Genomic DNA, 23,166 nt, shown 5'->3' with positions numbered 1-23,166 from the left:
GGACACCATGCACAACCTTGGACACACTCGCAGTTCCAATCGCCGCGATCATCTGCTGCTCACGCCAGACACCTTCATCCGCACGCCGCTTCCTAGCCTCACAGGAGGCCTTGCCATCGTGCACGTCGCACCGCAGGTGGGAGCGGCGTTTACGCAGATGACCGTCGAGTTCGAGCCCAAGGGCACGCTGACGCAGGGGACGACGCAACGGTTGATCTACGTGATCGAGGGAGAGCTCACGCTCGACGAGCCCGGCAAAGCCGAGCCCCACACGCTTGTATCCGGCGGCTATGCGTACTTTCCGACCGACTATCCGCACACGCTGACGGCTGTCACCAAGGCTCGCGTCGCGGTCATCGACAAGCCCTTTCTCCCGCTCGACCCAGCCGACCAGGAAGCGCTTGAAGTTCCTTATCCGTGGTTCCTGATCGGCCGCGAGCCGGAGATTCCCGCGACCGCGCTCAATGGCGATGAAGACCTCCATGTGCGCGCGCTGCTGCCTGATTCCATCACGTTCGACTTCGCCTGCAACACCATGACGTACGCTCCCGGAGCCGCGCTCAGCCAGGTCGAAGTTCACTACATGGAACATGGCCTGCTGATGCTCGAAGGCGGTGGAATCTATCGGCTCGGCGATAGCTGGTATCCGACGTCTGCGGGCGACTTCATCTGGATGGCACCGTATTGTCCGCAGTGGTTTGGAGCCATCGGCAAGAAGCCTGCGAAATATCTGATCTATAAGGATTTCAATCGGCACACCCTCGCGTAGAACGGCTTCTCGTCTTTCTTTCTGTCATTCCCGCAGGGAATCTGCTTCCCTCACCCCCGAGAATTCATGATGACTCTGACCATCAATATCGAACGCCTCCTCCACGAACTCGACCTACTCGCACTCATCACGGATTGCCCGCCGATACAGGACAGACCGCTGCCCGGAACCACGCAGGCCGTAACGCGCATCGTGTTTACGCCGCGCGATCTTGAAGCGCGCGCGTGGCTCAAAGAGCTCGTTCTCGCCGCTGGATTTACGGTGCGCGAAGACGCCGTGGGCAATACCTTTCTGCGTTGGGAAGGGACGGATGCAGGTCTGGGCGCGGTCGGCACCGGATCGCACACCGATGCGATTCCGTACGCGGGCATGTACGACGGAACGGTTGGAGTCCTTGGGGGACTCGAGGCCATGCGGTCGTTGAAGGAAGCAGGCTTCGTCCCGAAGCGCGCGATTGAAACATTGATGCTCACCAGCGAGGAGCCGACGCGCTTCGGCATTGGCTGCATCGGCTCGCGGCTGCTCGGCGGTGTCATCGATCCCGAGGCCGCCGACAGGATGCTCGACCGCCTGCCTGAGACCGACGCCTCTGCGCCCACCGGCCTTACGCTTGCAGACGTGCGTCAGGCCGCAGGCTTTCACGGCTCGCTCGCCGGCGTGAAGCTGCCCATCGGGCACTATCACGCGTGGGTAGAGTTGCACATCGAACAGGGCCCGCTGCTGGAGCGCGAGGGGATCGAGCTCGGTATCGTCACCAACATCGCCGCACCGTCCAGTTATCGCTATACGGTCGAGGGCTTCGGAGGACACGCCGGAGCACTCTTGATGCCCGATCGCCGCGATGCCCTGTGCGCCGCAGCCGAGATGATTCTCTCCGTCGAGCGGCACGCACGCGCGGCCAACGCGAACTCCGGCGGCGTCGATACCGTTGCCACCATCGGAATGGTCGGTGTGTATCCGGGCGCGGTGAATTCAGTGCCCTCGCGTGTCACCCTGATTCTCGACCTTCGCGATACCGACGTCGCGCGGCGCGACGGTGTGCTGAGCGCCTTCCACGCGGACATCGCAGAGATCGAGCAACGCCGCGGAGTGAAGGTGCAGGAAGAGATCGTCAACGCCGACGCTCCCGCCAAGAGCAGCGAACACATCGTCGAGACGGTGGAAACGATCTGCAAGGCAGAAGGTGTGAGTTACAAAAAGATGGTCAGCCGCGCGTATCACGACTCGAGTTTCATCGCTGTGGTCGCACCCACCGCCATGCTCTTCATTCCCAGCCGCGCGGGCGTCTCGCACAAGCCGGACGAGTACTCGACACCGGAGTCCATTGCGGTAGGAACACGGATGCTGGCACTGGCACTGGCAAAGCTTGCTAACGAATAGAGCGGTCGCATCGCCGATCATTCAGAGGGATGCTTTCAGATTCGAGTCGCGAGTTTCGAGAGGCGAGAGGTTCGCGGCTCGACGCTGAAATCGCCATGTACGATTAAGGCGTGAACCCTTCGCGTGCAGCCTTCCTTCTTGCCTCTGCCCTGACCTTCACTTCGGTAGGTCTCGCCCAAAGCCCTGCGTCTTACGATCCGCTGAAGACCTTCGCGCCGCTCACACTGCCCGATCCCGTGAACTCGTATCGTTCGTCGAACGGCGCGCCCGGACCGCAGTACTGGCAGAATCGCGCGGACTATGAACTGCACGCCACCATCGACACCGCGAACAAGGTCCTGACCGGCACCGAGGTCATCACCTATACCAACAACTCGCCGGACACCCTGACCTCGCTCTGGCTCAATCTTGAGCAGAATACCTATCGCCAGAACTCGCGCGCAGCAGCCTTCGCCAGCAGCGGACGGCACGCGCGCAAGACGACGGAGTTCACTGCGGGATATACCCTGGATTCGGTTGAAGTGCAGCCCCTCGGCAAAGCTGCGAAGGCGCAGACCGTCGTCAGCGATACGCGCCTGCAGATCCAGTTGCCCGAAGCATTGGCGCTGCCGCATGGCGCAAAGCTTCGCGTCCTGATCCACTATAGCTACCCCATCCCCGGGCTCTTCGGCGGACGCACCTCGTGGGGCATGGCGAAGCAGGGCGAGATCTACGACCTCGCGCAGTGGTATCCGCGCCTGTGCGTCTACGATGATCTGCATGGCTGGGACACGCAGCCGTATCTCGACAACGAGTTCTACCTGGAATATGGCAACTTCGATTACTTCGTTACCGTGCCCGCCAACATGATCGTTGCGGGCTCCGGCGAACTGGTCAATGCCACCGAGGTTCTTTCCAAGCCTGAGTTGGCGAGAATCGCAGAGGCTCGCAAGAGCGATAAGACGGTGATGATTCGCACCGCGGAGGACGCGGCGGCAGCCGTTGCTGCTAAACCCAGCGGGACGAAGACGTGGCACTTCGCAATGGAGAACACCCGCGATGTCTCTTTCTCCGCGTCAGCTACTTTTCTTTGGGACGCGGCGCGGATGAACATCGCTGCCGGTGCCGGTCACCCCGCACATGCGGCTCTGGCCCAGAGCGTCTATCCCGTGGAGAGCGCGGGCGATGCGGCGTGGGGTCGTTCCACCGAGTACCTGAAGGATTCCGTGGAGCACTTCTCCGCGCGCTGGTACCCATACCCCTATCCCAATGCAATCAATGTAGCCGGTTTCTCCTCCGGCATGGAGTATCCGGCGATTCTCTTTGACGGCATCGACGACAAGGGCAAAGAGCTCTTCTGGATCACCGCGCATGAGATCGGCCACACCTGGTTTCCGATGATCATGGGCTTCAACGAGCGCCGCAACGCCTGGATGGACGAGGGCTTCAACACCTTCATCGACACCTTCGAGTCGGATGAGTTCGAAGGCGGCATTGACGGGCCGAAGCGCGACTCCGAATATGCTCCCGGTGGCGGAGCACCCGCTGACGAGATCGTGAAGGTGCTCGCCAATCCCGCAGCGCCCATCATCCTGACACGCGCCGACGCCATCCAGGAGAAGTATCGCCATTCGGTCACGTACTTCAAATCGGCCTTCGGCCTCACCCTGCTGCGCGAGGATATCCTGGGGCCGGAGCGGTTCGACTTCGCATTCCGCAGATTCATCCGCGACTGGGCGTTCAAGCATCCCTCACCCTCTGACTTCTTCCGTGCGATGGAGTCCGAAGGCGGCGAGGACCTCAGCTACTTCTGGCGGGGCTGGTACTTCAATAACTGGCAGCTCGATCTGGCGGTTACAGACGCACAGTATGTCGATGGCGATCCCGCCAAAGGACTGCGCGTGACGGTCGCCAATCAAGGTCAGTTGCTGCTTCCCGCAACGTTGCGGGTCGAACGCGAGGGCGGCCAGCCCATCGAGGTGAAGATTCCGGTTGAGACCTGGATGCAGAACACGACGCATACCTTCCTCGTCGACACGACCACGCGCGTTACCGCTGTGACTCTCGATCCGGAGCATAAGATCCCTGACAGCGACCGCAGCAACAACACGTTTACGGTGCCCCGGTAATTCGGGAAGTTGTTTTGGTTTTGTCGTTGCTTTTGCTTTTCTGATTGTCATTCCGAGCGCAGCGAGTGAACCTGCTGTCTCCCGTTCTTCGTTCGTATCACTTCCAAAATTGCTAAGTGGGAACTGAAACTAGGCTTTGAGCTTACGCACAACATTTGTGGTGGCACCGGCAAAAAACGGGAGACAGCAGGTTCACTCGCTGCGCTCGGAATGACAACCAGAAAAGCAAAACCGTCCAAGCCAATCGCCCTCCATTCGGAGTAAGCTTTCCTGTTGCGCGCGAGTAAGCGGCGCGGCACAGGAGAACACGCCCGATGAGCAACCTGCACTATCAATCCGGCTTCGGCAATGAGTTTGCGACCGAGGCTCACCCCGGCGGTCTTCCCGTAGGCCAGAACGCGCCACAGCATGCGCCACTCGGCCTCTACACCGAGCAGTTGAGCGGGAGCCCCTTTACCGCGCCACGGCACCTCAACCGCCGCACCTGGACCTATCGCATACGGCCCTCGGTGATGCATCCCCCCTATGCTCGTCTCTCCAACGGGCTCGTGCGTTCGACGCCGTTCAACGAGGTCGAGACGACGCCCAGCCAACTGCGCTGGGACCCCATTCCCCTCCCCACTCAGCCGACGGACTTTCTCGATGGGCTGACGACACTGGCGGGCAACGGCGATCTCTCAATGCATTCCGGCGTCGCGATCCATCTGTATGCAGCGAACAAGAGCATGACGGACCGCTTCTTCTACTCCGCGGATGGCGAACTGCTCTTTGTGCCGCAGCTCGGCGGTCTGCGGCTGCACACCGAGCTTGGCATCCTCAACATCGATAACGGCGAGATCGCGGTCATCCCGCGCGGGATCAAGTTTCGGGTTGAACTAACAGGCAAAGAAGCGCGAGGATACGTGCTGGAAAACTTCGGACAGCCGCTGCGTCTGCCCGACCTCGGCCCCATCGGTGCGAACGGCCTTGCGAACTCGCGCGACTTCCTCACCCCGGTCGCGGCGTACGACGACCGCGACGGTGCGAAGTTTGAGGTAGTCGCCAAGTTCCTCGGCAACCTGTGGGTGTCGGAGTTCGACCACTCTCCGCTGGATGTCGTCGCGTGGCACGGCAACTATGCCCCGTACAAATACGATCTGCGACTCTTCAACTGCATCAACACGGTGAGCTTCGACCATCCGGACCCTTCGATCTTCACGGTGCTGACCTCTCCGAGCGAACTACCCGGGACGGCGAACGTTGACTTCGTAATCTTCCCGCCGCGCTGGATGGTGGCCGAGCATACCTTTCGTCCGCCCTGGTTCCATCGCAACTTCATGAACGAGTTCATGGGCCTGGTGCAGGGCCAGTACGACGCCAAGGCCGAGGGCTTCGTCCCCGGCGGCGCTTCACTGCACAACTGCATGTCCGGCCACGGACCGGATGCGGAGACCTTCGAGCGCGCGAGCCACACGGAGCTGAAGCCGGTGAAACTCGACGGCACGCTGGCCTTCATGTTCGAGACCCGCTTCGCCTGCCGCCCGACAAAGTTCGCCATGGACACAGCCATGCTGCAGCACGAGTACTACGAGTGCTGGCAGGGGCTGAAGAAGAACTTTGAGAATGGGAAATAGCAAAGGCACCCTAGTTGCTAGGGTTTCCCCAGATGAAATGGCTTCCTAACAAGTTACTTTCTTACGAAAATATGCTTGATGTGATTCGCTTGCAGCGCCTCTGCCATTCTGTTTTCTATAACACCGGGAGGTGTCTCTGGACGGATGTCTGTGTTGTCGCAGACCATGGGCTCTTCAATCCAAATCTGAAAATACAATTGCGAAAAAATGGACGCAAAAGATCGGGAAAGTGCTTTGTCCACAAATGTTCGTCCGACAGCATATCGACAAAAGCCGTTACTGAGTAATTTGCTTCGCGGTATCGAATGGCAAGCGGAAGCAAAATCTCTACTTCGTAGCCTTCGCGAAGATACGTATGTCCCTTAAGGGGCGCAAACTGCTGCTCGTCGAAATCAGTGACTTTCATGCTCTGTAGACCAGTCAGAATTTAGCTTCAACGATATACAACGGATCAAGATACAAAGCCGTCGAAATTTTGTAATCAGATTAACCGGTTGTCTGCAATTACCTGGCATTCAAAACCCTGGGAAACGAGAGCATTACGGATGTTCTTTGCGATGCGAATTTTATCGGCTTCGGAAAGGTTTTGATAACCGATGCTCGATGCCGCCATCTCATTTACGTCCATGGAAAATCCCCCATCCACACCCTCTTCCGCAACAATGTCGAACTCCTGCGCACCTTCCTGGTAGCGCAAAACGGCAATGCGGTGGCCCAACGATCCTCTGCGACGCAAAATAAAATCCGGCCCTTTATAGAAGCGGAAACTCCTGGTCGCAATTCCTTTCATTACGGAGAAAAGAACACTCCATATAGCTTCTTTCCCCATTCTTACCCTCTCCCCATGCCTGAACAAAACCGATTTTTCGAGCAGAATGTCTTACTCAATTGTGCCCGCACATTTTGGATAGAGATCGTGCCTTCCCAGATACTCATAGTGGGCTCTTGGCATCTCGTGCAGGGCCGGCGGATGTTCATCATGGATTGTGCTGCTGGTTGGGGCCTCGGTCAATACGAAAGCAATGGCACTTCTGTTTGAGAGCGGCCTCGACACGCTGCAAGATGAGTTGCTGGTGCTCCAAGGGTATTACTGTCAAATCATCGTCATCCCAAACAATGGGATCTTCGATGTACAGGCCCAAACACCAGTTTCCTAATATCCTACTTAGAATTTCAGAAAACTGGTTTCCCCAATAGGGTTCGTCCGTGCGAAGGATCAGATCGCTAAACATCGTGATGCATCGATCTCCCTCGAAGTAACGGACTGCATCGCGTGAGCGCACCTCGACCAGATAGCCTGCACCTACGACTGGTCTTGGTCGGCTTCGATCGAGCAACTCTTTGAAGGCAGATCCAATCTTTGCCATGATGTTCACCAAAAATGATGAGGTAATCCGAGTAACAGGAACGGAGCTACGTTGCCGATTTCGAATAGCCATCTTTGCTATTCGGTCGTGGCATTGGAACTCCTAAACAAGACGCACCGAGAACCCTTTCCACTCAAGAGCTCGTTGCACGTTGCCATAGATTCGCTTTTCCGTCTCCGGGCTCAAGCTGAGCGGCATGTCTGTTGATGGCGATTCAATCGAGCCGTAGAAAAGATCCTTCCGCGTGTCTCCTTCGAATTGCAGTTTCACGGAAAGGCCCTCTTCCTCGTAAAGAAGAAAGTAACGCGAAAGCAGACGGACACGAAATCCTTCGTCTGAGACGATTAACCCTCTGGAGAAGAGTGGTGATCTAAACATCTGGGCTACCTGTGAAAGTCCAAGGTGCGTGGGCACTCGACTCTTGAACGAGATTCAGCTGCTTTTAACGAAGTGGACCGTGTATCCCTTCCATTGCAAAGCGGAAGCTATGTTGTCGAATATTTTAGCTCGCTGTGCGGGTTCCAGAGAGATCGCATCCATCCCCTGAGATGCCACGAATGAAAGTATCAATATATCGATCTCGGGGAAAACTGCGTCATAGTTGAGGCAAACAGACGTTCCTTGCCCATCTTCATATTCGAGCTGATAACGGGTTTTCAACGTCACACGAAATCCCTCGTCGGAGATGATCGTGCCGGATCGGGATAACGGAGAATGGAACAAGCAGGACCACCTAAGGATTGTATCTTTGTAACTACAATTCCACGCTGCTGAAGTATGGACCATCCGGTTTCTAACCAGCCTCTTACCGCCTCACAGCGCTTAAGGTACGGTTAGATCAACCGCCTTATTTCACGATGTCATACCTTCGAATCATCATTCTTTAGAGGAACCTGTCGTATTACAAATTGCCAGCCAGATGCCTTTAGCGCCTCTTTTATTCGATCCAAAATCAGTTCTTCGGGTGTAGACGGGATTTCGGTGGAGTTATCCCAAACTAACGGATGCTCGGCATAAACTTCGAGCCACGAGTCTGCAAACAGCACATCCATGAAGTCGGGAAGAATGTTTGTCCACCACCGATTTTTCTTCTTCAGCCGAGGCTCCGCCACCATCGTGACATTCCTACCCTCCTCGGAATAGCGAATCATGATAGGTAAAGCTGGTATCACGGTAAACCCAGCACCCTGGTAGATATGCTTTTTTACAGATCGAAAATGTTCCTCTTCGAATGCGGTCACTCGCATATTTTTATTACCCGTTTCCGGAATGATTCTAATGATGGCTGGTGGAATCTATATTCCGACAACTTTGCACCGTTTAGCGTTATAGGGACGCCTAGTGGTAATAGAACGGAAAGAATGCATACCGATTGGCTAAAAGACGCATGGACTCTACTGTCCAGTAGAAAGAGTTGGGGTTTTCTTCCGGCGAAATAAAAATATGAATAATGCCTCCCGCACCCGTAGCCCACAACATCGACGCAATGCGCCAGGACAAACTTTGAAGGAAACCTTCTCCAAAACCAATATTTTCGGAAATGAAAGCTCCCAGGCGAGTTTGCGTTATTATGCGGCCTCCATTTTCTTCTATAAACTGCAACATCGCTTCTTGCACGCCGCGATATCCCATGTAGAAAATCCTGCCTTCGGCTGGCCCTAGCAGTGCTTCGTTAATTGCAGTTCCTGCTGCTGGAATAGCAATAACGACAACCGCGCCAGCCAGACTTACGCCATAGAAGGCACCAATCCCCTGCCATGTCCCGACCCAGCCAGCCTGATTGTTGATGGCGATGGCCAATTGCCGGATGCGAAGATCGTCCGGATTCTCTGATCCTGTGGTTGTGACGCGACGTGCCGGACCATTTGCGTGATGGTGCTGATGCGAGTGGGCCGGAAGAGCGGGTCGAGTGGATGCATGGTGCCGTGAATGATGACCGTGATGCGTCTGGCCACCAACCGGATAGCCGTAATCACTGCCACCATGGCTACTCGTAACAATCCACCAGCGACCGTCTGAGCCGAAGGTGTACTTATTTCCGTTTTGATACCGGTAGGGACCGTAGCTCATGCTGTGGCTCCGAGGCAGTGGAGAGAAGCGATTGCTGTGCTAGAGCAAATTTCCTGTTACTGGGAAGTTGAATCGGGCGTTCAGTACCGTTTTTCTGGGGAAAAACGGCCATAAATGTCGCGGTTCCGCTATACACCTACAGGAAATTTGCTCTAGTTGCCCAACTGGATCTTAACGGCCTGCTTGGCGTCGAGTTCCGGTTGCAGCGTGAGGGTGAGAATGTGGTTGGTCGCATCGCCATCCTGGCCGTTTTTGGAGGAGCCGGTCGCAGTGGTGTAGTTGCTGATCCAGCCGCGAAAGGTATAGGTGCAGATAACGTCCTGCTTGGCGTCATCCGCCCAGAAGGTGAGCACAACGTCTTGAATCTTGTCGTGTGTGACGCCGTACGCGAGTTGAAAGAGGGTATTCAGGGTGGCGAAGGGAACGTTGACCTGATCGTTCAGATTAACAATGACCGCAATGGCGCAGTTCAGGCTTCCCATCGTTGGCATGCCGGACATGCCGTCGTTCACGGTCCCCATACCGAAGTGAACCCCTATCGCATTGAATGTGCTACTGCCTATGCTGACACTCGCGATGCTTGGTTGTGCCATAGATCTCCCCACCCCTCTCGATCAAAGCGTGTTCAAAGCTGCTGCCTATAGGCAAAGTGCCCCCTGGACAGGGGGCACTACGAGTAGCCATTGCACCAACGTAGAAATTGTACGCTGACTAGAAGTTGAACGAGGCCTGCAGAGCGATGCGCCGCAGAGCGCTGTTCGTGGTGTAGGGGTTGCCGGTGATCTGCGTCGCCTGGCCAAAGTTCGCCGAGGAGAGCGTTCCGTTCGGGGTAGCGAGGTTTTCGTTGTTGAACAGGTTCTGCACCTGCAACCCGAGAGCCAGGTTGTAGCGCTTGCCGGTGCTGGATCCGCCACCGCCGCCGAACCCGCCAGGACCACCGCCCTGGCCGCCACCACGGCTGCCACCACCACCGCCGCCGCGACTTCCTCCGCCGGTATGATTGCCGCGACCGCTGCCGCCCTGACCATCGCCGCCACCACGATTGACCGCCGTCGACGGGCCAAAACCGAAGGTCTTGGTCAGGCGGAAGTTGAAGGTAAAGAGACCGCCGCCAGTGCAGGAGTTGATCGGTGCCTTCACCGCCCCGGCAGGAGCGGCTCCTGGTGCGTAATCAACAAAGGTTCCGCAGCTGATCGTCTTGGAGCCCGGCGTACCCGGAGCCACGAGGTAGGGACGATCGTTGAAGATGCTGTCGCCGTTGTCGTCGGAGCCCGTGGTGATGTTAAAGGGGTTGCCGCTCTGCGCGATCATGAAGGGGCTGAACTGGATGAACTTCGGCAGCGTTACCGAGCCGGCCACAAATAGACGGCTCTTCACGGAGAAGGTCGTGCGGCCATAGTCCGCCGCGATATTGCCCGGTGTGGTCAGGAACGCACCTGCGCCCGAAGTATCGCCGTGCGCCGAGTTCAGCGAGTAATAGCCGAACAGCGACAGCCACCGTGTCGTCTGCACGTTGCCGTTGATAACCAGCTGGTTCTGGTTGAACACGCCTTCACTGAAATACTGGTAGTTCTGGCCGTTCAGCTTCTGGGTAGCCACATCGAAGCCGATGTTCTGCGTCGCCAACTGGTGCACGCCTTGCGAGTGCAGGTAGTTCACCGAGATCTTGCCGATGCGCCCCATCTGCTGATCCGCGCCACCGGCGAACTGCACGATGTACGGCGTGCGCAGGTTATTTGCCGCTGAGTAGGTCGTCTGCTGCGAAGCCGAAGCCCCACCAATACAGGTGGAGATCTGCGTCGCCGAAAGTGGCGTTCCCGGAGTTCCCGGAGTACAGGCAACAGGAATCTGCGTATTGCCATTTGTATTGTTGAGCGAATATACCGTTTCGTTCGTTCCGTTCTCCTGCTCCAGTGTCAGGATGTTGGTCTGGGAGAACCGGTCATAGAACAAGCCGAAGCCGCCGCGCAACACTGTCTTGGGAGAGCCTTTGCCACCGAACAATCCATACGACACCGAGACGCGCGGCGCGAAGTCATGATGGTCCGCAAGATGGTTCTGCGTCTCATAACGGATGCCGTAGCTGACCGTCATGTTCTGACGTGCCTTCCAGTCCGTCTCCGCATAGAGACCGAGATCCGTAAAGGTATCGCCGATCTTATGGTTGTTCACCTGGGTGATCTGAAACTGGCTGGGAGTGCCGAGCTGATAAGCGGCCAGGCTGGTGTAGGTGAACGTGCCGTTGGTGTTGCTCTCCGTGTCCAGCGCTTCGCGGGTAGCACGCAGGCGTCCGCCCATGCGGATGAAGTTCTTCTTCAACTGCAGCGACGTGTAATTCTGGACCTCGAAGTGGTCCTGATGATCGGTGCTGTTCTGTCCCGTGGATCCGCCGGCCTGGAGCGTGCCTTCAACGTTGAGATACGGCGCATTGCTGAGGGCGGTTGTCGCTACATGCTCGCGCTCGTATTCGAAGCGGGTCTCGTTGATGAGCCGCGAGCTGAAGTTCTGCGCGTCGCTCACCTGCAGGATGTTGCTCAGGCTGGTGTTGTTATTACCGGCCGAAGGCAGCGTGAAGTTTCCGATGCCGGCGTTGGTGGCATCGTTCTGCACATACTGGTACCGCGTGGTCAGCACGTTCTTGCTGCCCAACTGAAGATCGAGGCGCGGATTGATGTCCGTGCGCACCTGGGGATAATACGTCGAAGTCTGGAACTGAACGATCGAGCAGCCGATCTGTCCCGGAGCGCAGAGAGTCGTTGTGCCTGGTAGCGCGAGGATATTCACGTTGGTGAACGAGTCGTCTTGAATATTGCGGTGCGACCCTCCGAAGGAATAGGACGCGTTCTTGCTGATCGGTCCGGTCACGTTTCCGAACATGAAGAGCGTGTGATACGGCGGCTGAACCGTGGTCACGAGCGGGTTGTCCGAGTTGAACTGCGAGGGATCGCCGTTGATCTGGAACGAGCCGTGCAGCTTGTCCGTGCCGGGCTTGGTAAACACTTCGATACGGCCGTAACCCAGCTTGTCGAACTCTGCCGAGAACGGATTCTGATTGATACGAATCTCGCGGATGGAAGACTTGGGCGGCAACTGGCCACCGGTAAAGCCATCGACATAGATCTGGCCGCCGTTCGGTCCGGCGGAGGGACCAGCCAGCGCGGAGAGTTCCGACGAGAGTTCATCAGGATCGTCAGAGAGCGCGTCGAGGTCTTTACCTGTAATGATCTGCGCGCTCGCGTTGGAGTCAGGATCAACGCTGAGCTGCATGGCATTGGCTTCGACGTTGATGACCTGCGTCTCCTCGCCGATCTTCAACTGAGCATCGACAGTCGAGCTGGCCACCGCAGGGACCTTCAAGCTCGTCATCGAGTAGGAGGCAAAGCCCTTCATCGTGACCAGCAGTGTGTAGGTGCCCGGCGCGATCGTGACGCTATAGGTGCCATCGCTGCCTGACGTTGCCGTGCTGGCGCTGCCGTGCGCCGGCGTCAGGGTGATGGTTGCACCCGGAATCAACTCGCCGTCGGGATCGGTGACGGTCCCGTGAACTTTTGTGCCCCCTTTGGCGGCAGGCGTTAAGGTCGCAGTAATAGGACCGCTCGAAGGGGCCTGGGAGGTTTGAGCCACACCCGGCAGAGCTGTCAACGAAAACACAAATGCAAATATCAGCGCCTTGCGCAAAAACATCATCACTCCTAAAAGTTCAAAAAAACTTACACCTCGGACATACGCGGCGGCAGGTCCGTTATCTCAATGCGTTTGTTCTATCTGCCGCGTACGGCATAACGGTCTTACTGGGGTCCGCCGCCACCTTCTGGAGCCCCACCCATGCTCCAGGGAGACAGGGTCATGGCTTCGCCAGCCGGCTGGGCTGCAAGAATTGACTCAACACCAGCCAGCAGCGTGACGGCCGTTGCCTTGCCCGGTTGGGACGCGGTAGCAACGATCATCACGGCCTCTCCTGTCTTCAGACCGGCAAGTGTCTCTGTCGGCAGGTGAGAGAGCATCTGCGAGAGATCCATTCCGGCACGACCGGCACGGTGCTCTCCACTTTCTGCAGGAGGCTGAGCTCCACCGGTGTTCTTGGCTCCAGCTGCTCCCGCCCCGGCCGCTCCCGCTCCAGCGGCGCCGCCGCGCAGCCGCGCAGCCATTCTCGCCGCAGCGTCCGGCGGGATACGCCGCACATCGCTATTCGGGGTGACCGCAACCGTCACCATCTTCTTCGTGGTGAGATCCTTCAAGGTCAGCGTACCGGCAGCGCTGTCGAGCGAGGCGATCGTACCGGAGAAGTTGCGGAATGAGCCGGTCACGATCTCGTCGGCGGTAATGCTGCTTCCGTCAGCCGACTTCGTGCCGCGGACGCGGAGCTGGTCGCCGGGCTGAATAGCTCCGACCGAGCTTGCAACCGCATCCTCAAAGCGTACCGAGCCGTCGGCATAGCGCCGAACCACCGTCGCCGGGGCCGTCTGGACCGTCAACGTCTTCAGGCCGCTCGAGACCGTAATGGTTCCCGCTGACGCATTGACAGACTTGACGATCCCCCCGCCGCCCTGGGTCCACGCGGCGGACTCCGCGGCGTGCGTCTCCGCAATCGCGGCAGACTTCATGACAATGATCCGCTGCGCCGTCAGAGACGTACCCGCATCCCCAGCTGTTCCGGTAACGATGACCTTATCGCCGATCGCGATATCGCCCAGATGCGCGGGCGTAGAGGACTTCAGATCATGGCTGCCCGGGGCTACTTCCAGGATGTTGGCGGCCGAGGGCACGGTGACCGTATAGTCCTGGCCCGTCGTCACCGTTACTGTCAGATCTGTAGCCGTCGTGGCTTTTACTGTGCCGGTGGCGTGCGGAGCGGCGGCCGGAGTCTGCGCCCCGGCACTTGCGGAGCCGAGCACTCCGGCTAACGCCAGCATGCCTGTTCCCAACCATGTCCTTGTTTTCATGCCTGACGTCGCTTGCATCGCGTAGCTCCTAACGTACCCGGCGGGTGATGAACCGCCGACACCTAATCCAAATCAAAAATCATGTGCAGAAAGAAAAGCGTACAGAGGTGTCTACTCTTGATACGCACCAGCAGCGCGAAAGTTTCTACCCGCTATCGAAGATATAAAGCTATTTTATGGGAGCCAAAACGACTTCACGGCCCCCTGAGAGGGCCGTGAAGGCAATTTGCCGGAAAATGGGGCTCTGCAACGAGCTATTTACCAGTGAGATTCCCTGGGCTGGTCATGCACTGCCAGTTCTGCCGCGAGTGCGCGCCATCGCAAAAAGGCCGCTTCTCGCTCAGTCCGCAACGGCAGAGGCTGACTGCCGGCTTGCCGGTCAGGTCCCACTCCTGGCCATCGGCATCCTTCAAAATGATGTGACCTTCTACCCGCAGTGGACCATTGGGCCGCACCGTAATATGAACCGCTTCTTCTGCCATTTCTAAAACCCTCCGTGTAAGCTCAGAATAGCAGGGGAACCCATGCGGATATTATTCGACGCTCTCCACCATGACCTCGTCGACAAAACACCAACCCCAGCTTTCATCCGGTTCGATAGACCGCATTACCGGATGCTTCGTCACATGAAAGTGCTTGGTCGCGTGCTTGTTCGGCGACGAGTCGCAGCAGGCAACATGGCCGCAGACGAGACACTCGCGCAGGTGGATCCAGTAGCTGTGCATCTTCAGGCACTCTTCGCAGCCCCTGGTGGATGAACGCTTGACTGGTTTCAGATCGTCGAAATGATGACAGCTCATAGTGCCCCTCCGGTTGCTGTTGTTGGTTTGTTTTTCGTCGTCATCCTGAGCCTGGGGCTCAGGATGACGACGAAAACAAACAACTCCCTGACAACTCTACGCCAGCGCCAAACACTCCCGCTGCGCCTTCAACAGCTCCTCAATCCCCACCGCAGCTACGTCCAGCATCTCGTTCAACTGGGCGCGCGTGTAGGTTCCGCGCTCTGCCGTTGCCTGGGTCTCCACCAGGCCGCCATCGGCAGTCATGACCACGTTCATATCCACCTCGGCACGCGAGTCTTCCTCGTAAGCCAGGTCCAGCAGAACACGCCCATCGACGATCCCCACCGAGGTAGCCGCCACCATCTGCTTCAGCGGCGACTCCTTGAGCGATCCGGCCTGTACGAGCTTGCCCAACGCCAGCGCCAGCGCCGTGCAGGCCCCGGTGATGGCTGCCGTCCGCGTTCCGCCGTCGGCCTGCAGGACGTCGCAGTCCAGGATGATGGTGCGCTCGCCCAGCAGGCGCATATCGACCACCGACCGCAGGCTGCGGCCGATGAGCCGCTGAATCTCATGCGTACGGCCACCGATCTTGCCGCGCTCGGACTCGCGGGCCGTGCGGGTCAGCGTGGCGCGCGGCAGCATGCCGTACTCCGCCGTTACCCAGCCGCGGCCGGAGTTGCGCATCCATCCCGGAACGCCGTTTTCGACCGTGGCATTGCACAGTACGCGGGTGTGACCCACCTCGATCAACACCGAACCCTCTGCCGTGGCAACAAACCCCGGCGTTAAACGCAAAGCACGGGCCTGGCTGGCAGCCCGCCCACCACTACGGAACAACTCTTCTTTTTCCATTCCAGCCATTATAGAAACCCTGCGGTTGTAAAAGCCTTGGCACTTTTCCCTTTGCGTACTTTGCGTCAAGGCTTTTGGAAATAATTCATGTGCGGACAACACCCGCGCGAACACCGCACACTGCCGGGTGCGCCGCCCCCCCGCCGCTGTGTACAATCGCAGTCGAAATCGAACCTTGAGGGGTACTGCCCATATGACCATCACTCCCGGAAAACTCGCAGGCCTGAAGGCCGTCTCCGACGCGCGAGGCGTCATTGCCGCCGCCGCCATGGACCAGCGAGGATCACTGCAGAAGTCGCTGGCCAAAGAACGCGGCGCAGCCGCCGACGCCCACGACCTCGAGGTCTTCAAGACCCTCGTCACCGAGGTGCTCACCAAGCATGCCTCCGCCATCCTGCTGGACCCCGAGTTCGGCCTCCCGGCAGCAGCGCAGCGCAACGGCAAGGGCCTCCTGCTGGCCTATGAGAAGACCGGTTATGACTCCAATACTCCGGGCCGCCTGCCTGACCTGCTCGATGTATGGAGCGTGCGCCGCCTGAAGAATGCCGGGGCCGATTGCATCAAGATCCTGCTCTATTACACCCCCTTCGAGAAGCCGCACATCAACGACCTGAAGCATGCGTGGATCGAGCGCATCGGCGATGAGTGCCGGGCGCACGACATTCCCTTCTTCCTGGAGTTCGTCGGCTACGACGCCGACGGTGGCGACGAAAAGTCCGTCGCTTACGCCCGCAAGAAGCCGTCGATCGTTGCCGGCGCCATGACCGAGTTCTCCAAGCCCCAGTACGGCGTCGACGTGCTGAAGGTGGAAGTGCCCATCGTGATGGAGCATGTCGCGGGCACAAAGGCCTTCAAGGGCGAGAGCGCCTACACCCGTGCAGAGGCCCTGCAGCACTTCCGCGATGCGGCAGCCGTCACCGAGAAGCCGTTCATCTACCTTTCGGCCGGTGTCTCGAACCCGGTCTTCATCGAGACCCTGGAGCTCGCCGGAGAGTCCGGTGTCGCATTCAACGGCGTTCTGTGCGGCCGCGCAACCTGGAAAGATGGCATTCCGATCTACGCCACCAAGGGTGAAGTCGCGTTCCGCGACTGGCTCAACACGGTTGGCGTCGAGAACATCGAGAACGTGAACAAGGCACTCACCGCCGCCACACCGTGGACGAAGAAGTTGAACGTCACGCTCTAGATCTTTCAACATTGCAAACAGAAAGGCCGCGCGAATCCCGCGCGGCCTTTCTATTTTGCGCAACGGCTACTTCGCAGGCGCTGCGAGCGCTCCATCCAGCTTTACCGCTCCGCTCACCGTCTTGGGATCGACCGTGATCTCCTTCAACTTGGCCGCCACCTCATCAGGAACGTCCTTTTGATAACGGCCTCCGAGATACTGCGCGAAGAACTGCTCCATCGCCACGGACACCGCCAGGTTGTTGATCGGCCGCGCAAATCCGTGGCCCTCGTCCGGGGCCACGATGTACTCGACTGGTTTGCCGTTGTCGCGAACCGCAGCCACGATCTGGTTGCTCTCGCGAACGTTCACACGCGGGTCGTTCTTGCCCTGGATCACCATCAGCGGAGTCACGATCGCCTTCGCCTGCGTCAGCGGAGACTCGGCCACCAGCAGCGCCTTGCCATCCGCCGTGGTCGGGTCGGCCATGCGGGTGTACATCTGCTTGCGCCCGGCCTCCCAGTACGGAGGAATCGCATCGAGCAGCGTGAGCAGGTTCGACGGCGCTACATAGGCCACCGCAGCCGCATAGACATTCGGCGTGAACGCTACTCCGGCCAGCGTTGCATAGCCGCCGTACGATCCACCGAAGATGCCGACACGCTTCGAATCGACAGTTCCCTTCGCCTCAAGCGCCTTCACGCCCCAGGTCAGATCGTCCTGCATCAGACGCCCCCACTGCCCATTGCCCGCGTTCAGGAACTTCTTACCGTACCCGGTGGAGGCGCGGAAGTTCGGCTGCAACACGGCATAGCCGCGATTGGCGAGGAACTGCGCATAGCCGTCATAGCCGAAGGAATCGCGCGCCCATGGACCGCCGTGCGGCAGCACGATCAGCGGCAGATTCTTCGCCTCCAAGCCCTTCGGGATCGTCAGGTAAGCCGGAATGTCCAACCCGTCTGACGACTTGTAGTGGAACGGCTGGCGTGACGAGAGCGACTCGCGCGGCAGCTCTTCGCGAATGCGATATTGCAGCGCCAGCGTCTTCGCCTTGCGATTCCATAGGTAGGTTTCGCCCGGCTCGACATCGCTGTGCGCGGAGACGATCCAGATGTTCTCGTCCTTCGATCGCGCGCCGAAGTCCACCTCCATACCCGGCAGCTTGGACTGCAGCCAGTGATAGTCCTTCTCGAACTCCTTGTCGCGGAAGTAGCGCCGGACGCGGTCGTCCTCGTACTCGGTGTACAGAATGCGATAGTCGATCTCCGAGTTCACCGCTCCACTGATATCGACCCGCTTCTCGGGATCGCTCTCGACCTTGGTGATCTCACCGCTCACGGGGTCCATGAGATCGAGTTCGGTCAGGTCAAGCGAACCTTTGTTCGTCTGCAGGTAGAAACGCTTGTTGCTGGCGTCAAAACCGGCGACGCCGCAGCCCTCCAGCACCGTGCAGCTATAGATCTGCTTAAAACCATCGGGATCGACGCGCAGAATCTCGGTGTCTCCCGCCGGGTTGGTCCGCTCGGCCAGGCGCAGGTTGCCTGCATTGTCGAAGTCCCATCCTGCAATCTGCTCCGTGTTCTTGCGCAGCAGCGTCTTCTCTCCGGTCGACAGATGCAGTTCGTAGAGGTCGTGGTAACGCGGGTCGCGATCGTTCAATCCAATGAACAACACGTCCGGCTTGTTCTTGGGAGCGGCAAAGATCTCGGTACGAACCTTCTTCAGGTTGGTCAGCGCGCGTGTCGGCGGAACACCGGTCTTGGGATCGGCGGCAAGCGTGGGATCGATGGCGTAGATGTTGAAGTTCTCATCGCCTGCTGCGTCCTGCGAGTAGAGGATGTACTTCGAGTCACGGCTCCAGAAGTAGCCGCGAATGGGCCGTGTGGCTTCGGCACTGACAGGACGTGCAGCACTGAACGGCTCATCGGCCTTCTTCACCCAGATGTTGCGTGTTCCCTTGTAGGGCTTCAGGAAGGAAAGATACTGACCATCCGGCGAGATCTGTGCGCCGGCGATCTGCACCTCTCCGAAGAACATCTGGCGATCGATGATGGGCGGCTGCTGGCCACGGGCAACGAGCGGTGCAGCCAGGCTAACGAGAGCAACGGCAGAGACTATGGATTTATTCATACAAAACTCCTCAGGGGAACTTAGGCTTAGACGATACACGCGTGGCGCATAGAGCAGGAATACGTGAGCTGCAATTGCTAATACATTCTAATTATTTTTTGCTCTGGCCTCGAGATTGATGACTCCTGGCGGTCGGCTATGCAGTCATACCGGACGCTACAGGTAGAGACGCGTTTATTTTTGCGATACGGGCAACCTTGCGATACAGGCAACCTATGAACCTTCTCTTAGAAGAGCAATACCGAGAGATTTTCGCGCCCCAGTTGGCATCTAATTCTTTTTTGTCGCCATGCACAGCCGTAACGCGTGGCATTGAGGAGAACCGTCAACTTGGAACACGAAGGATCTTCTATGGCAAACCATGACGAATTAGATCGGATAAATACCGGCATATTTGGACTAAACGACATTCTGGGCGGAGGACTGCCTGCTGGGCAGATGTATTTACTGGAGGGAGACCCAGGGACAGGAAAAACCACGCTCGCGATGCAGTTCATTATGGCTGGCGTGCAGCGAGGAGAAAGCTCTCTTTATATCACCCTCTCAGAGTCCAAGGCCGAACTCGAGGGCTCGGCTCTCTCTCATGGCTGGGACGTCAGGCAACTACCTATCTCGGAATTTATTCCCGCAGAAGCAAGCCTGACTCCAGAGCAGCAATATACGGTCTTCCACCCAAGCGAAGTGGAGCTGGCAGGCACCATACAAAAGCTCACGCAGCTCATCGATGACCTAAAGCCGGAACGCCTCGTCATCGATTCGCTCTCTGAGCTTCGTCTGCTTGCGGCGGATACGATGCGGTATCGAAGACAGCTCTTAGCCTTGAAGCATTTCTTCGGTGGACGGGACACCACTGTACTTCTGCTGGATGACAGGACGGCGGAAGGCAGCGATATGCAGTTGCAGAGCATCGCTCACGGCGTGATCCGCCTGGAAAAGATGCGCAGAACCTACGGTGTAACTCGTCGCCAGATTGAGATCATCAAGCTGAGGGGAAGCGCCTATCGCGAGGGGTTTCACGATTACATGATCGCAAAAGGCGGTCTTAATATCTATCCTCGCCTCGTCGCCAACGAGCACTCTACTACCTTTGCAGGAGAGAGGATTCAGAGTGAGTTACCCCTGCTGGACAGGATGTTTGGCGGCGGCATCAATCGCGGCTCGTCGACGCTTCTCATCGGACCTTCGGGGTGCGGAAAATCAACACTGGCGATGGTCTATGCGTATGCCGCTGCAAAGCGTGGAGACCGCGCAATCGTTTATGCGTTCGATGAGATCCTGCGGACCGCTCAGGATCGCGCTGAGTCGTTAGGGATGCCCGTAAGATCTGAGATTGCTCGAGGAACTCTCGCGATGTCGCAGGTCGATCCTGCGGAACTTTCACCAGGAGAGTTTGCCTGGCAGATTCGCCGCGATGTCGAAGAGAAGGACACGCGAGTGGTCGTGATCGACAGTCTCAATGGTTTTTTGATGGCGATGCCGGGCGAGAACGATCTAAGTCTGCATCTGCATGAGCTGCTCGCCTTTCTCAACCAAAAGGGAGTGGTTACCTTCATCATTTATACGCAGCACGGGCTGGTCGGAAGCATGCTCACAGAAGTGGATGTAAGTTATCTGGCTGACACTGTCATGCTCCTTCGCTACTTCGAGGCCGAAGGTTCTATTCGTCAGGTTCTTTCTATTGTGAAACAACGTGTCGGCCCACACGAGCGCACATTGCGCGAACTCAGCATGGGCAAAGATGGAGTGGTCGTAGGAGAACAACTTACGAGCTTCCAGGGCGTATTGACTGGGGTTCCGAACTATACGATGAACCATAACGAGTAAGAAACGCCCGAGGCCTGACTATGAGTATGGTCGTGCGCGTTATTGCTCCGATTGGGCGCGACGCAGAATTGATCACCGGAGTATTGCAACAGAACGGACTCGCTGCGGAAGTCTGCACCGATCCGCTGTGTTTGCTGAGGAGCGAACCGGTCGGCCCTCTTCTTATTGCAGAAGAGGCGCTCGATACAAAGACGATCCGCATTCTCGGCGAATGGACGCAAAGGCAGGCTGCCTGGTCCGACTTGCCCATACTAATTTTGACCGGCAGTGGACGGGAGACGTCACGGACTCATCGGCTGGAGTTCCAGCGGCTTCCTCTCGGCGCTCCAGTATTGCTGGAACGCCCCATCCGGACGGCGACGCTTGTCAGCAGCGTACGCGCTGCCCTTCGTGCGCGACAACGCCAGTACGAGATTCGCGATTCCCTGCTGGCACGCGACGCGGCGCTCGCCGAACTGAAGCAGGAGCGTGAGACGCTTCAGGTTGTCCTCGACAACTCCATCGTAGGGGTGATCATCGGCAACAAAAATGACGGTATTACCTATGCCAATCAAGCCATCCTTCGCCTGCTGGGCTACACTCCCGACGAAGTATCGGCGGGCAGATTGGGATGGGATGACATCAACACGCCGGAATATGCCGAGGCCGATCGTAAGGCCGAGGAACAGATGCAGATCTCCGGTATCGCCGACTCGTATCACAAAGAACTTCGGGCAAAGGATGGAAGACAGATTCCTTTTCTGGTTGGAGCAACAGTCATTCCATCGCAGGGATCTGAAGACGTCTTGGAAAGCATCGCTGTATTCCTCACGGATATGTCACTTCAGAAGCAGGCGGAGTCGGCTCTGATTCAAAGTGAGAAGCTTGCTGCCGTCGGCCGTCTTGCCGCCTCCATCTCACACGAGATCAACAACCCTTTGGAAGCCGTCACGAACATTCTTTACATTGTGGAGCGGAATACCCGGGACGAAGAGGCGCAACGCTATATTGCAACGGCACAAGCCGAACTGCAGCGCGTCAGCCAGATTGTTACGCACACCCTGCGGTTTCATCGTCAGGCTACAAATCCGAGAGCCGTGACGGCCAAAGAGCTGCTCGAGCCTACGCTCGGCCTCCATCACGGAAAGCTGTCGAACGCGAAAATATTGATGTACAGGTGCGCCACTGCGGCTCGCGGGCAGTCGTTTGTTACGAGGGGGATGTACGGCAGGTCCTGAACAACCTGATCGGAAACGCCATCGATTCGATGAAAACCGGCGGACGGCTTCTCATTCGGACACGGGATACCTGCCTTTGGAAGAGCAACACCCCAGGCGTCCGCATCACGATTGCCGATACCGGACATGGGATGAATCAAGCGGTCAGAGAACGGATCTTCGAGCCGTTTTACACGACGAAGGGGATCAACGGAACAGGTTTGGGACTCTGGATATCGAGTGGCATCGTCAGCAAGCATCACGGAATTCTTCAAGTGCGTTCATCGCAGGCGAAGAATGGCGGAACAGTCTTTAGCCTCTTCCTTCCTCAGGAATTTAAGAGCATGTAAATCGCATCGTGAGGAGTGGGAAGACGCAATGAATTGATTCATACAAAACTCCTCAGAAAACTTGCGCTTAGGCGATACACGCGTGACGCGTCGAGCAGGAATACGTCAGTCTGTAACTATCAGGGCGTGTCATTAAACTAGAGCTCAAGTTTTGTTTTGAAGGGTCCGGGCTCCAGGTTCAAGGCTGTCTCCAGTTCCTGACAGGCGCGATGAAGGCGCAGAGCCGCCAGCACCTGCCCGCTCAGCTTTCCGATGAAGGCGCTCAGGATGAGGCCCGCCACGAAACATGCGGAGCCGATGAGATAGGTTTGCAAGGGAAAACGAAAGTCGTCGGGGATGTTGGTGAAGAAAGCCGCCAGGACGGATAGGGCCAGGAAGATACCCACGGCAAGGGTGCCGGCGTTGCAACCGCACTCCTGAACGAGCGGAGTGAGGCGTTGCTCCCAAGCCTGGCACTCGGCTGGAGAGAGTTCAGGAATCCTGACTAAAACTCCTGGCTTGAGAAAAGGACGCAGGATGGCTTGCGGGCGGAGAAGCATGCGCAGGTCTGCCGGGCTACGGACCACGTAAGGCACGGCAGGCTGGCCCGAGCGAAATGCCTTGATGTCAGATAAGGT

At 57.8% G+C, this 23,166-nt stretch carries 20 protein-coding genes; 8 read left to right on the top strand and 12 right to left on the bottom strand.

Annotated features, from left to right (window positions below):
- Positions 1 to 7 precede the first annotated feature (7 nt).
- From allE to hmgA, 4 genes are all read left to right on the top strand, one after another.
- A complete protein-coding gene (gene allE, locus ACIX8_RS03550; RefSeq protein WP_014263951.1) occupies positions 8 to 769 on the top strand; it encodes a (S)-ureidoglycine aminohydrolase in 762 nt (253 codons plus the stop codon).
- A gap of 66 nt (positions 770 to 835) precedes the next feature.
- On the top strand, positions 836 to 2,149 hold the full coding sequence (locus tag ACIX8_RS03545) for a M20 family metallo-hydrolase (protein WP_014263950.1): 1,314 nt from the start codon (positions 836 to 838) through the stop codon (positions 2,147 to 2,149).
- A 110-nt stretch (positions 2,150 to 2,259) separates the two neighbouring features.
- The gene (locus ACIX8_RS03540; RefSeq protein ID WP_014263949.1) at positions 2,260 to 4,257 is read left to right on the top strand and encodes a M1 family metallopeptidase; all 1,998 of its coding nucleotides are present in this window, start codon (positions 2,260 to 2,262) and stop codon (positions 4,255 to 4,257) included.
- A gap of 314 nt (positions 4,258 to 4,571) precedes the next feature.
- Complete coding sequence (hmgA, locus tag ACIX8_RS03535; RefSeq protein WP_014263948.1) at positions 4,572 to 5,870, top strand: homogentisate 1,2-dioxygenase; 1,299 nt, start codon at positions 4,572 to 4,574, stop codon at positions 5,868 to 5,870.
- Between the two features lie 481 nt (positions 5,871 to 6,351).
- Here the strand turns inward: hmgA and ACIX8_RS03530 are convergent, their stop codons facing one another.
- From ACIX8_RS03530 to rph, 10 genes are all read right to left on the bottom strand, one after another.
- Complete coding sequence (locus tag ACIX8_RS03530) at positions 6,352 to 6,699, bottom strand: hypothetical protein (RefSeq protein ID WP_014263946.1); 348 nt, start codon at positions 6,697 to 6,699, stop codon at positions 6,352 to 6,354.
- Between the two features lie 148 nt (positions 6,700 to 6,847).
- A complete protein-coding gene (locus ACIX8_RS25520) occupies positions 6,848 to 7,237 on the bottom strand; it encodes a hypothetical protein (RefSeq protein WP_150110476.1) in 390 nt (129 codons plus the stop codon).
- Between the two features lie 860 nt (positions 7,238 to 8,097).
- Positions 8,098 to 8,484 carry a hypothetical protein gene (locus tag ACIX8_RS03520; RefSeq protein WP_044176094.1) on the bottom strand — a complete coding sequence of 129 codons (387 nt, stop codon included), beginning with the start codon at positions 8,482 to 8,484 and terminating at the stop codon, positions 8,098 to 8,100.
- A 91-nt stretch (positions 8,485 to 8,575) separates the two neighbouring features.
- Positions 8,576 to 9,307: a hypothetical protein gene (locus tag ACIX8_RS03515; protein ID WP_014263941.1), complete on the bottom strand. Its 732-nt coding sequence runs from the start codon at positions 9,305 to 9,307 to the stop codon at positions 8,576 to 8,578.
- Positions 9,308 to 9,459: 152 nt separating this feature from the next.
- Positions 9,460 to 9,900 (bottom strand): hypothetical protein, encoded by a 441-nt coding sequence (locus ACIX8_RS03510; RefSeq protein WP_014263940.1) that lies wholly within the window; start codon positions 9,898 to 9,900, stop codon positions 9,460 to 9,462.
- A 118-nt stretch (positions 9,901 to 10,018) separates the two neighbouring features.
- Positions 10,019 to 12,994 carry a TonB-dependent receptor gene (locus ACIX8_RS03505; protein ID WP_083836609.1) on the bottom strand — a complete coding sequence of 992 codons (2,976 nt, stop codon included), beginning with the start codon at positions 12,992 to 12,994 and terminating at the stop codon, positions 10,019 to 10,021.
- Between the two features lie 101 nt (positions 12,995 to 13,095).
- Positions 13,096 to 14,250 carry a hypothetical protein gene (locus ACIX8_RS03500; protein ID WP_150110475.1) on the bottom strand — a complete coding sequence of 385 codons (1,155 nt, stop codon included), beginning with the start codon at positions 14,248 to 14,250 and terminating at the stop codon, positions 13,096 to 13,098.
- 254 nt (positions 14,251 to 14,504) lie between these two features.
- The gene (locus tag ACIX8_RS25035; RefSeq protein WP_014263937.1) at positions 14,505 to 14,732 is read right to left on the bottom strand and encodes a CDGSH iron-sulfur domain-containing protein; all 228 of its coding nucleotides are present in this window, start codon (positions 14,730 to 14,732) and stop codon (positions 14,505 to 14,507) included.
- Between the two features lie 51 nt (positions 14,733 to 14,783).
- Positions 14,784 to 15,050, bottom strand: coding sequence for a UBP-type zinc finger domain-containing protein (locus ACIX8_RS03490; RefSeq protein ID WP_014263936.1), 267 nt, complete (start codon positions 15,048 to 15,050; stop codon positions 14,784 to 14,786).
- A gap of 96 nt (positions 15,051 to 15,146) precedes the next feature.
- Positions 15,147 to 15,893, bottom strand: a complete 747-nt coding sequence (gene rph / locus ACIX8_RS03485; protein ID WP_014263935.1) for a ribonuclease PH — start codon at positions 15,891 to 15,893, stop codon at positions 15,147 to 15,149.
- A gap of 184 nt (positions 15,894 to 16,077) precedes the next feature.
- Between rph and ACIX8_RS03480 the strand changes: the two genes are divergently transcribed.
- Entirely contained in the window at positions 16,078 to 17,070 is a 993-nt protein-coding gene (locus ACIX8_RS03480; protein ID WP_014263934.1) for a tagatose 1,6-diphosphate aldolase, read from the top strand.
- A 66-nt stretch (positions 17,071 to 17,136) separates the two neighbouring features.
- On the opposite strand, the gene ACIX8_RS03475 is transcribed toward ACIX8_RS03480, so the two are convergent.
- Positions 17,137 to 19,179, bottom strand: coding sequence for a S9 family peptidase (locus ACIX8_RS03475; protein WP_014263933.1), 2,043 nt, complete (start codon positions 19,177 to 19,179; stop codon positions 17,137 to 17,139).
- A gap of 351 nt (positions 19,180 to 19,530) precedes the next feature.
- On the opposite strand from ACIX8_RS03475, the gene ACIX8_RS03470 reads away from it, so the two are divergent.
- Genes ACIX8_RS03470 through ACIX8_RS24320 form a run of 3 tightly spaced genes read left to right on the top strand, consistent with a single transcriptional unit; the run spans position 19,531 to position 22,549 of the window.
- Positions 19,531 to 21,003, top strand: a complete 1,473-nt coding sequence (locus ACIX8_RS03470) for an ATPase domain-containing protein (protein WP_014263932.1) — start codon at positions 19,531 to 19,533, stop codon at positions 21,001 to 21,003.
- A 20-nt stretch (positions 21,004 to 21,023) separates the two neighbouring features.
- A complete protein-coding gene (locus ACIX8_RS03465; protein WP_083836608.1) occupies positions 21,024 to 22,220 on the top strand; it encodes a PAS domain-containing protein in 1,197 nt (398 codons plus the stop codon).
- Between the two features lie 29 nt (positions 22,221 to 22,249).
- Entirely contained in the window at positions 22,250 to 22,549 is a 300-nt protein-coding gene (locus tag ACIX8_RS24320; RefSeq protein ID WP_052310559.1) for an ATP-binding protein, read from the top strand.
- A gap of 137 nt (positions 22,550 to 22,686) precedes the next feature.
- Here the strand turns inward: ACIX8_RS24320 and ACIX8_RS03460 are convergent, their stop codons facing one another.
- Positions 22,687 to 23,088 (bottom strand): MraY family glycosyltransferase, encoded by a 402-nt coding sequence (locus ACIX8_RS03460; RefSeq protein WP_044176084.1) that lies wholly within the window; start codon positions 23,086 to 23,088, stop codon positions 22,687 to 22,689.
- Positions 23,089 to 23,166: the final 78 nt, after the last annotated feature.

Origin of the sequence: Granulicella mallensis MP5ACTX8 (assembly GCF_000178955.2) — a bacterium.
Classification (GTDB): Bacteria; Acidobacteriota; Terriglobia; order Terriglobales; family Acidobacteriaceae; genus Granulicella; species Granulicella mallensis.
Note: the sequence above shows the minus strand (reverse complement) of the source record. Positions and strands in the feature narration are given on the sequence as shown.

Bases quoted from the DNA above. Each gene is read 5' to 3' on its own strand.
- ACIX8_RS03470 (WP_014263932.1), top strand. From the start codon at position 19,531: ATGGCAAACCATGACGAATTAGATCGGATAAATACCGGCATATTTGGA.
- ACIX8_RS03530 (WP_014263946.1), bottom strand. From the start codon at position 6,699: ATGGGGAAAGAAGCTATATGGAGTGTTCTTTTCTCCGTAATGAAAGGA.
- ACIX8_RS03460 (WP_044176084.1), bottom strand. From the start codon at position 23,088: ATGCTTCTCCGCCCGCAAGCCATCCTGCGTCCTTTTCTCAAGCCAGGA.
- hmgA (WP_014263948.1), top strand. From the start codon at position 4,572: ATGAGCAACCTGCACTATCAATCCGGCTTCGGCAATGAGTTTGCGACC.
- ACIX8_RS03515 (WP_014263941.1), bottom strand. From the start codon at position 9,307: ATGAGCTACGGTCCCTACCGGTATCAAAACGGAAATAAGTACACCTTC.
- rph (WP_014263935.1), bottom strand. From the start codon at position 15,893: ATGGCTGGAATGGAAAAAGAAGAGTTGTTCCGTAGTGGTGGGCGGGCT.
- ACIX8_RS24320 (WP_052310559.1), top strand. From the start codon at position 22,250: ATGAAAACCGGCGGACGGCTTCTCATTCGGACACGGGATACCTGCCTT.
- ACIX8_RS03520 (WP_044176094.1), bottom strand. From the start codon at position 8,484: ATGCGAGTGACCGCATTCGAAGAGGAACATTTTCGATCTGTAAAAAAG.
- ACIX8_RS03475 (WP_014263933.1), bottom strand. From the start codon at position 19,179: ATGAATAAATCCATAGTCTCTGCCGTTGCTCTCGTTAGCCTGGCTGCA.
- ACIX8_RS03480 (WP_014263934.1), top strand. From the start codon at position 16,078: ATGACCATCACTCCCGGAAAACTCGCAGGCCTGAAGGCCGTCTCCGAC.
- ACIX8_RS03465 (WP_083836608.1), top strand. From the start codon at position 21,024: ATGAGTATGGTCGTGCGCGTTATTGCTCCGATTGGGCGCGACGCAGAA.
- ACIX8_RS03510 (WP_014263940.1), bottom strand. From the start codon at position 9,900: ATGGCACAACCAAGCATCGCGAGTGTCAGCATAGGCAGTAGCACATTC.
- allE (WP_014263951.1), top strand. From the start codon at position 8: ATGCACAACCTTGGACACACTCGCAGTTCCAATCGCCGCGATCATCTG.
- ACIX8_RS03505 (WP_083836609.1), bottom strand. From the start codon at position 12,994: ATGATGTTTTTGCGCAAGGCGCTGATATTTGCATTTGTGTTTTCGTTG.
- ACIX8_RS03490 (WP_014263936.1), bottom strand. From the start codon at position 15,050: ATGAGCTGTCATCATTTCGACGATCTGAAACCAGTCAAGCGTTCATCC.
- ACIX8_RS25520 (WP_150110476.1), bottom strand. From the start codon at position 7,237: ATGGCAAAGATTGGATCTGCCTTCAAAGAGTTGCTCGATCGAAGCCGA.
- ACIX8_RS03500 (WP_150110475.1), bottom strand. From the start codon at position 14,250: ATGAAAACAAGGACATGGTTGGGAACAGGCATGCTGGCGTTAGCCGGA.
- ACIX8_RS03545 (WP_014263950.1), top strand. From the start codon at position 836: ATGATGACTCTGACCATCAATATCGAACGCCTCCTCCACGAACTCGAC.
- ACIX8_RS25035 (WP_014263937.1), bottom strand. From the start codon at position 14,732: ATGGCAGAAGAAGCGGTTCATATTACGGTGCGGCCCAATGGTCCACTG.